Origin of the sequence: Alterotamlana spongicola (genome assembly GCF_035818475.1) — a bacterium.
Lineage (GTDB): Bacteria > Bacteroidota > Bacteroidia > Flavobacteriales > Flavobacteriaceae > Cognatitamlana.
In genome coordinates this window covers 45917-60529 of the sequence record NZ_JAYMGV010000001.1, presented here as the reverse complement: position 1 = coordinate 60529, position 14613 = coordinate 45917, and the positions used below count along the sequence as shown (strand labels likewise).

Annotated in this window: 14 protein-coding genes; 4 read left to right on the top strand and 10 right to left on the bottom strand. The window is 34.5% G+C overall.

Going from position 1 to position 14613, the window contains the following annotated elements; all coding sequences use genetic code 11:
• Positions 1-2 precede the first annotated feature (2 nt).
• Positions 3-647: an orotate phosphoribosyltransferase gene (gene pyrE / locus VOI54_RS00275; protein WP_326280694.1), complete on the bottom strand. Its 645-nt coding sequence runs from the start codon at positions 645-647 to the stop codon at positions 3-5.
• 134 nt (positions 648-781) lie between these two features.
• Here pyrE and VOI54_RS00270 point away from each other — a divergent pair, with 134 nt between their 5' ends.
• From VOI54_RS00270 to VOI54_RS00260, 3 genes are all read left to right on the top strand, one after another.
• A complete protein-coding gene (locus tag VOI54_RS00270; RefSeq protein WP_326280693.1) occupies positions 782-1363 on the top strand; it encodes an NUDIX hydrolase in 582 nt (193 codons plus the stop codon).
• A 270-nt stretch (positions 1364-1633) separates the two neighbouring features.
• Positions 1634-2005: a hypothetical protein gene (locus tag VOI54_RS00265; RefSeq protein WP_326280692.1), complete on the top strand. Its 372-nt coding sequence runs from the start codon at positions 1634-1636 to the stop codon at positions 2003-2005.
• Positions 2006-2105: 100 nt separating this feature from the next.
• The gene (locus tag VOI54_RS00260) at positions 2106-3719 is read left to right on the top strand and encodes a SulP family inorganic anion transporter (protein ID WP_326280691.1); all 1614 of its coding nucleotides are present in this window, start codon (positions 2106-2108) and stop codon (positions 3717-3719) included.
• Positions 3720-3887: 168 nt separating this feature from the next.
• Here the strand turns inward: VOI54_RS00260 and VOI54_RS00255 are convergent, their stop codons facing one another.
• From VOI54_RS00255 to VOI54_RS00215, 9 genes are all read right to left on the bottom strand, one after another.
• On the bottom strand, positions 3888-4778 hold the full coding sequence (locus VOI54_RS00255; protein WP_326280690.1) for a nuclear transport factor 2 family protein: 891 nt from the start codon (positions 4776-4778) through the stop codon (positions 3888-3890).
• A 100-nt stretch (positions 4779-4878) separates the two neighbouring features.
• Positions 4879-5751: a helix-turn-helix domain-containing protein gene (locus VOI54_RS00250; RefSeq protein WP_326280689.1), complete on the bottom strand. Its 873-nt coding sequence runs from the start codon at positions 5749-5751 to the stop codon at positions 4879-4881.
• Between the two features lie 167 nt (positions 5752-5918).
• Positions 5919-6263 (bottom strand): L-rhamnose mutarotase, encoded by a 345-nt coding sequence (locus tag VOI54_RS00245; protein ID WP_326280688.1) that lies wholly within the window; start codon positions 6261-6263, stop codon positions 5919-5921.
• Between the two features lie 4 nt (positions 6264-6267).
• Positions 6268-7587, bottom strand: coding sequence for an L-fucose:H+ symporter permease (gene fucP, locus VOI54_RS00240; RefSeq protein WP_326280687.1), 1320 nt, complete (start codon positions 7585-7587; stop codon positions 6268-6270).
• Between the two features lie 97 nt (positions 7588-7684).
• Positions 7685-8476, bottom strand: a complete 792-nt coding sequence (locus VOI54_RS00235; protein ID WP_326280686.1) for an SDR family oxidoreductase — start codon at positions 8474-8476, stop codon at positions 7685-7687.
• A gap of 2 nt (positions 8477-8478) precedes the next feature.
• Positions 8479-9306, bottom strand: coding sequence for an amidohydrolase family protein (locus tag VOI54_RS00230; RefSeq protein ID WP_326280685.1), 828 nt, complete (start codon positions 9304-9306; stop codon positions 8479-8481).
• Complete coding sequence (locus VOI54_RS00225) at positions 9300-10748, bottom strand: tagaturonate reductase (RefSeq protein ID WP_326280684.1); 1449 nt, start codon at positions 10746-10748, stop codon at positions 9300-9302. The genes VOI54_RS00230 and VOI54_RS00225 overlap by 7 nt, the downstream gene beginning before the upstream one ends.
• 9 nt (positions 10749-10757) lie before the next feature.
• Positions 10758-12410 carry a UxaA family hydrolase gene (locus VOI54_RS00220; RefSeq protein WP_326280683.1) on the bottom strand — a complete coding sequence of 551 codons (1653 nt, stop codon included), beginning with the start codon at positions 12408-12410 and terminating at the stop codon, positions 10758-10760.
• A gap of 8 nt (positions 12411-12418) precedes the next feature.
• Entirely contained in the window at positions 12419-13429 is a 1011-nt protein-coding gene (locus VOI54_RS00215; protein WP_326280682.1) for a zinc-binding alcohol dehydrogenase family protein, read from the bottom strand.
• A gap of 126 nt (positions 13430-13555) precedes the next feature.
• On the opposite strand from VOI54_RS00215, the gene VOI54_RS00210 reads away from it, so the two are divergent.
• Entirely contained in the window at positions 13556-14605 is a 1050-nt protein-coding gene (locus VOI54_RS00210; protein ID WP_326280681.1) for a LacI family DNA-binding transcriptional regulator, read from the top strand.
• The last annotated feature ends 8 nt before the right edge of the window (positions 14606-14613 follow it).

The window sequence follows — 14613 nt, the reverse complement described above, 5'->3', positions numbered from 1 at the left end:
TATCAATTAGCGTTCCATTTATCTGGATTAGAATTCCATTCTGATAAAGTATCTAATTCCTTGTCAGAAATATAATTAGTTTCTAAAGCCTGCTCCAATAAATTAGTATAATTACTTAAAGTGTGTAAGCGAATATTTTCCTTTTTGAAATTCTCAGCAGCTATATCAAAACCGTAGGTAAAAATAGCAACCATACCTTTTACATTTATATTGGCTTCTTTTAAAGCTTTAACAGCATTTAAACTACTTTTTCCTGTGCTAATTAAATCTTCAACAACAACAACATTTTGACCGCTTTCAACAAAACCTTCAATTTGGTTTTTTCTACCATGTCCCTTAGCATCAGGCCTAACGTATATAAACGGTAGTCCTAAATATTCGGCAACAAGCATGCCTATACCAATGGCACCAGTTGCCACCCCGGCAATAACATCTGGTTTTCCATATTGCCTTTCAATATGTTTACCCATAGTTTCACGAATGTAGTTTCTAATAGGGGGAAAGGATAAAATAATACGGTTGTCGCAGTATATTGGCGATTTCCAACCAGAAGCCCATGTAAACGGGGCTTTTGGGCTAAGCTTTATAGCATTTACTTGCAATAAAACCTCAGCAGTTTTCTTGGCAGTTTCTTTGTTAAAAATCATGTCGACAAAATTACGGATAAATTTAATTTTAAATTAAGGTTGATATGTCTTAATAAAAATATTTTTCAACAATATACACCATGTGAGTAAAAATGATATTTTTACCATATTGAATTTGTTAATCACAAATAACTATGTATAAAGTTTTTGTTGGTGATAAACCAATAATTTTAACAACAGTTGTCGAACAGGAAACTAACTTTAAAAATTATTTACTCAACACTGTAAATATGACTAAGGTTATTAGACAGCTAAATTCAACTTCTTTAAAAGAGATTAGACTCATTCATAAAAATAAAGATAAGCTTTTAAAAAAGTTTTTGAAGAAATTACCCAATGTTATCGCGGGGGGAGGAAAGGTTTATAATGAACGTGGAGAAGTACTGTTTATTTATAGAAATGATAAATGGGATTTACCAAAAGGAAAAGCTGAACGATATGAAACTATTGAAGAAACAGCTGTTAGGGAAGTTACAGAAGAAACCGGAGTTAATGGATTACAAATTAAAAAGCCTTTAAATACTACGTATCATATATTTAAACGTAATGGACGTTATAAAATAAAGATTACCTATTGGTTTGAAATGAAAACCAATTTTGCAGGTGATTTATTTGCACAGGAAGAAGAGGGTATAACAAAGGTTGCCTGGTTAAACGGTAAACAGGCGAATAAAGCTCTTGAAAATTCTTATGCGAATATTAGGCTATTAGTATAATGAGCATAAGGCCTTGTCCTTGATCTGTAATTGAAAACTACTTGTGTAATACGTTAACTTAATATGAGTTTAATTTTGCTCTTTTAACAGAAAATACTAAAGTTATGCTTCATGTTTCAAAAATAAATCTTAAAATACTTACTTAATCTTCTTAAAGTCAGAAAAAATAACTAACTTAGTAATAGTCAGAAAAATAGATTGCTATTGAATAGTTTTTAGAAGAAGCTGTTTATAATTTTTTTTATTAACCTCTCGAACAAAAGTGTTTTTATGAAAAGTTATAGACTTTCGTTTGGAACTATTGAATTGCTAAATAATAATTTAGCAGAGATTATAGTAGATGAAGGTATTATTTTAGATGAGGTTATGGTTGATGAATATCATGATTTTTTGCTTAATAACCTTGAAGCTCCGTTTTCTTTACTCGTAAATAAAAAAAATCCTTACTCTTATACTTTTGAGGCGCAAAAAATTATTGCGCATTTAGATGAAATACAATCCATGGCTGTGTTGGTGAACTCTATTGGAGGTGTTATGTCTACTGAAACTTTGATGAATATTAATGGAAATATTCATCAAAACATTAAAATATTCAATGAAAGAGAAGAAGCGATAAACTGGTTAGCAGACCATAACATCTAATACATTTCAAACGTTTTAGGTTTCTGAAAACGCAAATTCTAATACTTCTATTTGCCTGCCAATATATTAACCGTAAATTTGCACCTTCAAAAAAACTACCATGACTGAATTTATTAGAAAACGTGCAACCAATGTAAAAAATGATGTTTTAAGTGGAATAACTGTGGCTTTAGCGTTAGTTCCAGAGGCTGTGGCGTTTGCTTTTGTAGCCGGTGTAGACCCTTTAGTTGGTTTATATGCTGCTTTTATGATTGGTTTAATAACTTCAATTTTTGGTGGTCGCCCCGGAATGATTAGTGGGGCAACCGGAGCACTGGCTGTTGTTATGGTTAGTTTGGTTGCTGAAGGCAATGCTATGGGAGCAGAAGGAGAACAACTGGGACTTTACTATTTATTTGCTACGGTTATATTAATGGGAGTTATTCAAATGTTGGCCGGAGTTTTTAAGCTTGGGAAGTTTGTCAGATTAATTCCGCACCCAGTAATGATGGGCTTTGTAAATGGTTTGGCTATTGTAATATTTTTGTCGCAATTAGGGATGTTTAAAGATGCTAATGGTGATTGGTTTTCAGGGGGCTCACTTTACATTATGTTAGGGTTAGTGGCTTTAACTATGGGGATTATGTTTGGGTTACCAAAATTAAACAAGAAATTACCGGAAGCCCTAATTGCTATTTTAGTAGTTTCAGCTATTGTAATATTTGGAAAATTAGATGTAGCAACAGTTGGAAGCTTTATTCGTGATGGTGGTGGTGAAGGTTTAAAAGGTGGGTTACCACAATTTCAAACAGATATTTTTAGTAAAGTACCTTTTAATTGGCAAACTATAAAATTTATAGGTCCTTACGCTTTGATTTTAGCTGCTATAGGATTGATTGAATCATTAATGACCTTAAATTTGGTAGATGAATTGACAGAAACCAGAGGGAATGCCAATAGAGAGTGTATGGCACAAGGAGGAGCTAATATTGTTACAGGGTTCTTTGGAGGCATGGGAGGCTGTGCTATGATTGGACAATCCTTAATTAATATAAAATCAGGTGGACGAACCAGGTTATCAGGAATAGTAGCAGCGGTGTTATTATTGGTATTTATACTTTTTGCTTCCGGATTGATTGAACAGGTGCCAATTGCTGCTTTGGTGGGAGTCATGTTTATGGTAGTTATTGGCACATTTGCATGGAGTAGTTTTAGAATTTTAAATAAAATTCCTTTAAGTGATGTTATAGTGCTAGTGGCAGTATCTTCCTTAACTGTAATTTTTGATTTGGCAGTTGCTGTTATAGCAGGTGTTATAATCAGTGCATTAGTATTTTCCTGGGAAAATGCAAAACGCATCAGAGCCAGAAAACGAATGCGAGAAGACGGAACGAAGGTTTATGAGATTTGGGGGCCTCTGTTTTTTGGATCAATTATTGCCTTTAATGAAAAGTTTGATGTGAAGAATGACCCGGATAAAATTGAAGTAGATTTTGTGGAATCCAGAGTGAGTGACCACTCTGCAATTGAAGCTATTTATAATTTGGTAAATAAATACGAAGCAGTGGGTAAGCAAATTAAATTGAAGCATTTAAGTGAAGATTGTAAAGTACTTTTATATAAATCAAATCCTAAATTCAGAGAGGTTATAGTTGAAGATATTGATGATCCGCGCTATCATTTAGCTGAAAACCCTGAAGCTTTTACTAAAGGGTTGTCTGAGTATAAGTTTTAACTTGAAAAGTATTATAGAAATGACATGAAATTGGGGTTAGAAAGATTAATTTTTTAATAAAGTCACAATTAAAATTATATAGTCATTTTATAACAAGGCTCAAAAGAAAAATATAATCTTTTGAGCCTTGTTTTTTTACTCTGTTTAAACTAGCCTGTTTCGTAACTATTAAAACTTACCATTGTTATGAGCCATAACTTCAGGGATTTCATTGATAATATCCCAATGTTCAACGATCTTATCATTTTCTATACGGAATAAATCATAAAAAGCATGTGGTTTTTTATGCCATTCACCTTCACTCATGGTAAGTACAAAATTGCCCTCTCCCAAAATATTATGTAGTGTGTTGTAGATAAACATGTCGTTCTGCGATACTAGGTAGTCAATGGCCTTACCCAAGCCATCTAAACCATCTTCTACGGCAATGTTATGCTGATGGTATTGTTCTGTACTAATATATTCGGTTATTTTATTAGGGTTTTTACCCATTAGAATGTCATTAACAAAGTTCCGTACCAGTTCTTTATTAGTTTCTGTTTTTTCTTTATCAACGATTTCAGTAGATCCGTCAAATTGAGAGCGCCCGCTGGCTGTTTTTTTAGCAATTGGACTTAGATTGTCCCAGTGCTCGGCTACCTTATTGTTTTCTATTCTGTAAACGTCAAAAGCTACCATTTCTTTTGCACCAAATGCTTCAGCATTAGAATAAGTGTTATGCATAACAATAAAATCCCCATCCTGTAAAACCCGATGTGTTTTACTCGTTGTTTTGGCCTGCTTTAAGGTTGGTAAAAACCCAATAACGGTTTCTCTTCCGGTTGGGACATGAGGGTTATGCTGAATGTAGTTTTCGATAAAATGAATTTTAATGCCTTCGGCGTTATAATCTTTAAAAAAAGCGTCCTGAGCATTTTTAGCAATTGACTTTAGATTTTTTTGTTCCATGTTTTCTTTTGTTTTTGATACTGTATTTGTCTTTTTTGATGTATTACATGAGCTTATTAATAGAGCTATACTAATCGATAAGTAGGTTAGGGGTGAGCTTAACTTCTTCATTGTTACAGTTTATTATAATTATGAAACAAAATTATGCACAGCTAGGAGTATAGTGGCTATACAATAATGTCTTTAGACTGTAAAAATGGGAAACTAAGAGTTACTGATGTGACAATCTAAAGCCCTCAGGTGTTTGCTGTGTGTACTTTTTAAAGAATTTAAAGAGGTTGCTGGAATCTTCAAAACCTGAGCTAAAAGCTATTTCTTTAATAGAAAGGTTAGTATTGACAAGTAAGCGTTTAATTTGTGTAATAACTATTTCATTGATGAAATTTTTTGCAGATTTATGTACTATATGGTTGGTAATATTGTTGAGTGTTTTGGTACTTACACCTAATTGTTTACCATAATCTGCCACCTTTTTAGTCTGAAAGCATTGATGTTCTACTAATTGTTGAAACTGTATAAACTCCCGCAAATATTTTTTATCGCTTAAAACCTGATGATTCTTTGATTTGATCCTAAGCATTTTCCTAAAAAGGATATGTAACAAGCTACGAATTATACTCATTGAATGATCATCCTTAAAACTTAAATATTCCTGGGCTATAGCTTCTATAAGTCCAGAAAATTCTAAAAACTCGTTATTATTTAACTGTACTTTTGGAGAGGTAATAAGCTCGTTGAAAAGTTGTAAGCTTTTTAAAACTTCGGATCTTTCAAAAAACTGTATCAAAAAATCATCTGTAAATAGAAGTAAATAACCTGTTCCATCAGTTTTAAAGAATTTATGGATTTGATCTTTTCTGATACTTAAAACTGTGCCTTTGCAGTATGTGTAATCTGTGAAATCAATAGTATGTTGGCCGTGCCCATTTGTGAAAAATAACAACATGTAAAAATTAATTCTTTGAAAATCATATAGGGAGTGACTTATGTCTTTACGAGAGAACAAATCCTTTAAGTTGATAAAGTCAAATTCACTGTTTTTTCGTTTGTTATTGAATTCTATTTGTTGAATCTTTTCTTCCACAAGATTTTCAATGAGTGAATATTGTTACAGTTGGAAACTTACTATATACACCCAAATATAATGTATTAATTGAACAAGTTTCATACAAGCCTTATAGAGAGAGGCATTAAAACAAAAAGCACCCTGATGTTGACCAGAGTGCTTTTTAAAAAATTTAGTTAGAGATATTACAATTTAAAAATACGATCCAGGGAGATCCATTTTTCGCCATCTTTAGCCCAGGGCAGTTCTTGTTGATAGTTCCACATTAAATTTTCCCATTCTTGAACCTTAGGATTGTTAGCATCCATTTCAGCTTTTTTTACCGGATCAAAACTGTCATCAACCTCCATAATCATAAACATTCTATTTCCTACGAGGTAAATTTCCATGTCAACAATTCCGGCATCTTTTATGCTTTTGGTAATCTCTGGCCATGCATTTCCAGCAGCATGGTGTGCTTTATATTCTTCTATTAGTTTCGGGTTATCTTTTAAATCACAAGAATAACAGTATCTTTTAATTTTGTTCATGGCTTTATTTTGAAAAATTATTTTTAAATACTCTTACTCCATAATAAGCAATAATTACAAAGCATAATGCAGGTAAAATGAATGAAAAATTAACCTCAGGAACCCCTAAAATAGTTATATCAGTATAACCTTTACCTCCTAAATCTAATATTAAACCTTGAAAAGTAGGCATTAATGCACCACCTACAATAGCCATAACAAGAAATGCTGCTCCAAACTTGGCATCTTCACCTTGACCTTCAAGAGCAATACCGTAAATAGTGGGAAACATAATGGACATAAAGAAAGAAATTCCAATTAAAGCATATAACCCAATCATTCCCGGTACAAAAATGGTTATAGCAGTACAAATTAATGCTCCTATAGAAAAGTAAAACAATAATTTACCACTATTAATATATTTTAATAGGGCTGTTCCTACCCATCTTCCTAAAAGAAAAATTACCAGAGCACTAATGCCATACGTTACTGCAGGTTGATTATCTATACCTATAGATTCAGCATATTGGTATAAGTATGTCCAACACATAATTTGGGCACCAACATAAAAGGCCTGAGCTATTACACCCCATACAAACTTTCCGGTTTTGAAAAGCCTGCTTATAGAGTTTCCAATATTGACTTTGGTTTCCTGGTCTTTATTCTGAGGCATTTTCATTATGGCTATTACAACAAAAAAAACTATTACTGCAAGTCCTAAAATAACATAGGGATTACGAATAACCTGTAAATCGGATGTTCTTATTAAGGCTTTTGCTGATTCACTAAGTGTATCATAAACAGGAGTTCCATCAGCATTTAAGTCGTCAGATTGTAAAGATCCCAGTATGAATTTTTGAGCAATAATTAAGCCTCCCAAAGCTCCAATAGGGTTAAAAGCTTGTGCTAAATTTAATCTTTGAGTGGCTGTGCTTTCTGCTCCCATTGATAAAATGTAAGGGTTTGCAGTAGTTTCTAAAAAAGCCAGTCCAAATGTTAAAATATATAATGCTGCCAGAAAAAAACCGAATGCTTCAAAAGCTGCTGCTGGATAAAATAATAAAGCGCCTATGGCATAAAGCGCTAAACCTAATAAGATGCCTTTTTTATAAGAATATTTATTTACAAAAATAGCAGCAGGTAAAGCCATTGTAAAATAGCCGCCATAAAAAGCCATTTGTACCAATGATGCTTGAAAATTATCTAGTTCTAAAACCTTTTTAAAAGCGGATACCATAGGGTTTGTGATATCGTTGGCAAAACCCCAAAGCGCAAATAAAGATGTAATTAAAATAAAGGGGATAAGTGCAGATTTAGCTACTACAGGAATTTTTTCATTAGACATAATAAGATATTTAGTTTAGTTAGTGTTTAAATTTTAAACAGGACAGAAAATGCAAAAGTTAAGACTCAAACATTATTTTAAATGAAGTGACACAAGTTTATTCAGTTAAGAGCGATCTATCCAAATGAACATAGCCGCCATCTACTATTATAAATTGCCCGGTAGTATGTGATGATTTTTCTGAAATTGTAAACAAACATGTGTCTGCTATCTCAGTAGGTGTGGTCATCCTGTTTTCCAAAGGGATTTTCTTAACTATGGATTTTAATTTTTCTTCGCCATTTTCTAAGGTTTTAATCCAGGTATCATATGCCGGAGTCCAGCTTTCTGCAATGATTATAGCATTAGAACGGATTCCTTCTTTAATCAAATCCACAGCCCATTCTCTGGTTAAACCAAGTACACCGCCTTTTGCTGCTGCGTAACCCGATGTTCCTCCCTGGCCTGTAAGTGCTACTTTAGAGCCAATATTCAAGATGTTACCTTTTGTTTTTCTGAGCATTGGTAAGCAATACTTGGTCATAGCAAAAAAGCTAACCACATTTAATTTTAATGAATACATAAAATCATCCATTGAAGCTTCAAATCCAGCTCCGTCATTTACGCCTACGTTATTGATTAAGGCATCAATTCTACCATATTTTTCTTCAATTACTTTTGCAGCTGTTTCAATTTGCTTGTAATCTGATAAATCAGTTTGGACGAAAATAGTATCAATACCTTTGCTTTGTAATTCTTCAGCATACTCAAAACCTCTGGCATTTCTATCTACAATTACAGGTATAGCACCTTCATTAGCTAAGGACTGTACAATGGTTTCTCCTATACTTCCTTTAATTCCGGCAGCGCCTGTTACAACAACAACTTTGTCTTTTAATCCTAAATCCATATTTATAAGTTATAAAATTTCATAGCGTTAAGTCCCATAACATTGGTTTGCTCTGTTTCACTTAAATCAGCTATAAAATCAGTAATTAATTGTTTTACTTTTTGGTAGTTTCCGGCAACTAAACACACTGGCCAATCCGAACCAAACATTATTCTATCTGTTCCAAAAGCGTCAAATACCAAATTCATATATGGGGTTATTTGATCTGGAGTCCAGGTGTTAAAATCGGCTTCTGTTATCATTCCTGATACTTTACAATATACATTCTCCTGTTTGGCTACCTCTTTCATTAATACTGCCCATCCATCATAAAACCCATCCTTGATATACGGTTTTGCAATATGATCAATTACAAAACGCATATTTGGAAAGCGTTTAACAAACTCTAAAGTAGCTCCTAATTGATGCGGGAATATTAAAATATCATAAGTGTAATCATTCTTTTCCAGGGTTTTTATACCATGTAAAAAATTTGGTCTTAGCAAAAAATTATGATCCGCTTCCCCCTGAACGACGTGCCTAAAACCTTTTAAGACCTTGTTGTTAGCATATAACTCTAAATCCTTTTCCAGGTTATCACCTCTTAAATCTACCCAACCTACAACGCCTTTTATAAAATCATTTTCTTCTGAAAGCTTAATAAGGAAATTTGTTTCTTCTAAAGTTTGATCTGCTTGTACTGCTACACAACCAACAATACCATTCTCATCATAAACCTGCTTTAAATCTATAGGTGAAAAATCTCTTCTAATGACAGACATTGAATCGTCAATCCATTCATGCTTTTTGGATTCATAATTCCAAAAATGTTGATGCGAATCTATTACCATGTTCCTACTTTTTTAAAACTCTGTAATGCTGTTTGCATTCCACTATTAACTATATTTTCCAAGTTTTTAGTAACCTCCTCTAGAAGACCGTTGTATTGCGTTAAATCCTGCCCCCAGAAATTTGTGTTTTGTAATGTAGCTTTGGCAACAGTTGCAATATCTCCAATGGCCCATTGCTCCCTGAAAAAGTCTAAAGCTGATTGATCATCTTTCAAAGGAATAGCTTCTCCGTTTCTCTCTCCTTTATAAAAAGCAATTAAAGCAGCTAATGAGAATAATAAGCATTGAGGTAACTTATCTGTTCTCTTGATATATTCTAAAACCGAAGGTAATACCCTTGTTTTATATTTAGATGTTGAATTTAATGAAATGCTAATTAAAGCATGCTCTAAATAAGGGTTTCTAAAACGATCTAAAACGTCATTGGCAAATTGATTTAATTCAGTTTCAGGCAGGTCTAAAGTTGGACAAATCTCTTCAAAAATGACATCTTTTAAAAAGCCTCCAACAACTTCATCTTCCAGAGATTCACGTACTTTATCAATGCCATATAAATAACCCACAGGAACCAGTGAGGTATGTGCTCCGTTAAGAATTCTAACCTTACGTGTTCTGTAAGGTTCCATATTATTTGTAAAAACAATATTTAATCCGCATGCTTCCGCTGGAATTTCTTCTTTGATAGCTTCTGGGCCTTCAATAACCCATAAATGAAACTGCTCCCCTTCAACCACTAAATTATCTTTATAGCCTAATTCCTGCGTTATAATATCCATTTTGTCTCTTGGGTATCCCGGAACAATTCGATCTACCAGCGTATTACAGAAAATCGTGTCATCATTAACCCACTCAATAAAATCGTCTCCTAGATTCCAATCTGAGGCGTATTGTAAAACGATGCGTTTTAAATTATCACCGTTTCGGTCTATTAACTCACATGGAATAATTATTAAGCCCTTGTCTGATGCGCCTCCAAAAGTTTGAAATCTTTTAAATAAAAGCGCGGTAAGCTTTCCGGGAAAGCTACTTTGTGGGGCATCATCTAGCTTATCATTTTGATTGTAAGCTATTCCCGCTTCGGTAGTATTTGAAATCACAAAACGCAGATCAGGGTTTTCGGCATTGGCCAGATAATCTGTATAGTTTTCATATGGGTTAATACCACGTTGTATACAATCAATTATTTCATGTTCACTAATAGCCTGTCCATTTTTTATGCCATTTAAGTATAGGGTATATAAACCATCCTGATCATTTAGCATTTTTATCAATCCCTGATCAATAGGCTGAACAGCAACAACGCCTCCATCAAAGTCAGCTTGTTTATTCATTTCATGGATCATCCAATTAGCAAAGGCTCTTAAAAAATTACCTTCACCAAATTGTAAAATTCTTTCAGTGTACGTCTTAGTGTTTACTGTATTTCTGTTTAATGTGTTCATTGTTTGTTTTTATAATGAAACGCCTCTTTTCCAGGGAATAAAGTCGTTATTTCCGTGAAGTACAGCTTTTGAAGCTACTTCACCACTTGCTACTTTTATTATATGATCTAAAATCTTTTCGCCCATAGACTCTATAGTGTCTTCTCCTGTAATAACAGTTCCTGCATTAATGTCAATAATATCATTCATACGTTGGTACAAACTTGTATTGCTTGACATTTTTAAAACAGGGGCTACAGGGTTACCGGTGGGAGTGCCTAAACCGGTTGTAAATACAACCACATTACAGCCGGAACCCACTAAACCTGTAGTAGATTCTACATCATTTCCGGGCGTACAAAGTAAATTCAGACCTGGTTTTGTGACCTGTTCGGTATAATCTAAAACCTGAACAACCGGAGAAGTTCCGCCTTTTTTTGCAGCTCCTGCAGATTTCATGGCATCAGTAATTAAACCGTCTTTAATATTTCCGGGAGAAGGATTGTTTTCAAAACCGGAACCGACAGCAACTGCTGCTGCTGAATATGCTCTCATTAAGTTTGAGAATTTCTTAGAGTCTTCGGCAGTTTCACATCTATTGATCAATTCCTGCTCAACGCCATTAAGTTCAGGGAATTCTGATAGTACCGGGCTTCCGCCTAATGCAACCAGTAAATCTGAAGCATAGCCTAAAGCCGGGTTGGCAGAAATACCGGAAAACCCGTCAGAGCCTCCACACTCCAAACCAAGGACCAATTTATTTAATGGAGCCGGTTGGCGTACTATGTTATTGGCTTCTGTTAAACCAATGAAAGTATGTTTTACTGCCTCTTCAATCAGGTGTCTTTCGCTGGCACTTTGCTGTTGTTCCAGGTAATGGACGGGTTTATCACAATTAGGGTCAATAGCGTCAATAGCGCTTTGAAGCATTTCAATTTGGGCATTTTGACAGCCTAAGCTAAAAACCGTTGCTCCCGCAACATTTGGGTTAGTAATATAACCGGCGAGGAGCTTACATAGTACCTCTGAATCCTGACGAATACCTCCGCAACCACCATCATGCTTTAAAAACTTAATTCCATCAACATTTGGGAATATTCGGTTTTTAGACATTTCCTCTTTTGTAGTTATTATAGGCGTATTAAAAATATCTTCGGCACTTGCACCGGATTTATATTGACGAATCAGTGCATCGGTATCAACCGCAAAGTCTTTTTTGGTTTCGTAGCCTAATTTCTCAGACAGAGCGCCTTCTAAAACATCAAGATTTCTATTTTCACAAAAGGTTAAAGGAATGACCAGCCAATAATTTGCGGTACCTACCTTACCGTCTTTTCTATGATAGCCATTAAATGTACGTCCCTTAAAATTTGAAGCATCGGGTGCAGTCCACGTAAATTTTTCTTCAGAATCTTGAAATTCAGCGGAAGCGTGCTTAACGTTGTTAATAGTAATTGCACAGCCCTCTTGAATAGGCTTAAGTGCTTTTCCAATTAATACACCATACATGAATATGTCATCTCCTACCGCAAAATCGTTAAGTGCATATTTATGTTTCTGTTTAATATGTTCTTTTAAAGTAACTTCTTTACCTGCTACTGTAGTTACGGTACCCTTATCTAGAGGAGTTATAGCAACAATGATGTTGTCTCTCGGGTCAATTTGAACGTAATTTTTTGACATTTTCTTTTTTAATTAAAACTTACGGTTGCTTTTATGACACCTGTTTCCGGTTTTAGCCAACTGTCAAAATGATCAATCATTTCTGTAAATGGAACCTGGTGGGTTATAAAAGATTCTGTTGGGAATTGATTCAAAACACTTATAACGTGCTCAAAATCTTCAGTAGTAGCATTTCTGCTACACATTAAAGTCATTTCTTTAGCATGTACTTTAGGATGAGTATAGGTTAGGCCTCCTTTTGATAAACCTACCAAAATAAAACGTCCGCCGTGAGACATATAATCCGGGCAGGCCTCCAAAGCAAACTTGTTTCCCGAAGCATCAAATACGGCTGTGCAAAGATCGCCATTTGTGATTTCAGAAACGTCATTTACTACATGTTCTCCGGCCTTGACTATATAGTCTACTCCAATTTTTTCTTTGGCATAAGCTAAACGTTGCTCGTTCATATCTATAGCAATAACCTTTGCTCCGGCAATTTGAGCCAGTTTCATAATGCCAATGCCAATGGGACCACAACCTACTACAGCAACGGTTTCCCTTTCCTGTATACCTGCTCTTCTAATGGCATGTGCTCCAATGGCTAATGGTTCTACAATGGCCATTTCATTGTTAGATAAGTGGTTGGCCGGCAACAAAATATTTGCCGGTACTGTGATTTGTTGCTGCATACCTCCGTCACCATGAACACCAAGTACCGTAATATTTGTACAGCAATTAGTCTTTCCGTTTCTACAGGCAATGCATGAACCGCAACTTACATAGGGCATGACCACTACTTTATCTCCAGCTTTAATACCTCTGTCATTTTCTCCAATTTCTAAGACTTCTGATGCCAGCTCATGTCCTAAAATCCTAGGATAAGAAAAAAAAGCCTGATTTCCGGCATAGGCGTGTAAGTCCGTACCACAAATTCCAACGCTGTTTATTTGTAATAAAGCTTCACCTTCTTTGGGTTTTGGAGCTTCTTTCTCTTTCAGTTTAAACTCTCCCGGTTTTTCACAAACAATATATTTCATGTTTTATTTTTAATAGTGCAAACGTTTGCACAAATATTTTGATTTTTAACTTTATAATATTTAATTGGTTTTATTTAAATATATAATTTTGCGTTTTGGTAAAAAGATATTAATTTAGGCAAACGATTGCACAAACTTATAAAATTTTTTGATATTAAAAAAAAAACCACCATAAAAGATATTGCTAAGGCTCTGAATCTAACCTCTTCAACGGTATCCAGAGCGTTAAATGATAACCCAAGAATAAGCAATAAGACTAAAGAGGCCGTAAGGTTAGCAGCCAAAGAGTTGAATTATGAACCAAACTATCTGGCCAGTGCCTTAAGAAAGGGAAAGAGCAACTTGGTTGGATTGATTATTCCGAGAGCAAACAGTAATTTTTTCTCATCTATTGTTAAATCTGTTGGTGATAGATTGAGTTTAGATGGCTATAATATAATCATAACTCAATCCAATGAATCCTATGAACGGGAATGTGAAAATATAGAGTCTTTACTGTATACTCAGGTGGATGGTATAATAGCCTCTTTAGCTAATGATACTGTTCAGCTTGATCACTATGAGAAAATTAAATCTAAAGGCATACCACTTATTATTTTTGATAGGGGGGAAGACGCTCTTGGGGTTGACTATATAGGTATTGATGATTACTTAAGTAGTTTTAAGGTGGTTGAACATCTATATGACCAAGGTTGTAGAAGAATTGCACACATTGGCGGGTATAGGCATACCAGAATTTATCAAAACAGAATTGAAGGGTATATTGACGCATTAAAAAAATACAACCTTCCTGTTGAAGATGACCTGATTATTGAAAGCACCCTTAAAAGAGAAGATGGAAGAAAGGCTATGGAAGATTTTTTAAAGTTGGGCCATAGACCGGATGCAGTGTATGCAGCTGGTGATTTTGCAACTCTGGGAGCGTTGCAAGTGCTTCAGGAACATAAAATTAGTGTTCCGGATGAGGTTGCTTTAGTCGGTTTTAGTAATGAGCCATTTACCTCTTTAATAACACCTTCTATTTCCAGTATTGAACAGCATAGTGAAGCCATGGGAAGAATTGCTGCAGAAACTTTTTTAGATAGGATAAATCATCCGGAAAAACCTGTTAAACTTAATAAAATTGTACTGGATACTGAGTTAATAATCAGGCAGTCTTCAAATAGAAATAAATAAGTATAGCC

Coding starts and splice junctions, on each gene's coding strand:
- pyrE (WP_326280694.1), bottom strand. CDS start 647: ATGATTTTTAACAAAGAAACTGCCAAGAAAACTGCTGAGGTTTTATTG.
- VOI54_RS00270 (WP_326280693.1), top strand. CDS start 782: ATGTATAAAGTTTTTGTTGGTGATAAACCAATAATTTTAACAACAGTT.
- VOI54_RS00265 (WP_326280692.1), top strand. CDS start 1,634: ATGAAAAGTTATAGACTTTCGTTTGGAACTATTGAATTGCTAAATAAT.
- VOI54_RS00260 (WP_326280691.1), top strand. CDS start 2,106: ATGACTGAATTTATTAGAAAACGTGCAACCAATGTAAAAAATGATGTT.
- VOI54_RS00255 (WP_326280690.1), bottom strand. CDS start 4,778: ATGAAGAAGTTAAGCTCACCCCTAACCTACTTATCGATTAGTATAGCT.
- VOI54_RS00245 (WP_326280688.1), bottom strand. CDS start 6,263: ATGAACAAAATTAAAAGATACTGTTATTCTTGTGATTTAAAAGATAAC.
- fucP (WP_326280687.1), bottom strand. CDS start 7,587: ATGTCTAATGAAAAAATTCCTGTAGTAGCTAAATCTGCACTTATCCCC.
- VOI54_RS00235 (WP_326280686.1), bottom strand. CDS start 8,476: ATGGATTTAGGATTAAAAGACAAAGTTGTTGTTGTAACAGGCGCTGCC.
- VOI54_RS00230 (WP_326280685.1), bottom strand. CDS start 9,306: ATGGTAATAGATTCGCATCAACATTTTTGGAATTATGAATCCAAAAAG.
- VOI54_RS00225 (WP_326280684.1), bottom strand. CDS start 10,748: ATGAACACATTAAACAGAAATACAGTAAACACTAAGACGTACACTGAA.
- VOI54_RS00220 (WP_326280683.1), bottom strand. CDS start 12,410: ATGTCAAAAAATTACGTTCAAATTGACCCGAGAGACAACATCATTGTT.
- VOI54_RS00215 (WP_326280682.1), bottom strand. CDS start 13,429: ATGAAATATATTGTTTGTGAAAAACCGGGAGAGTTTAAACTGAAAGAG.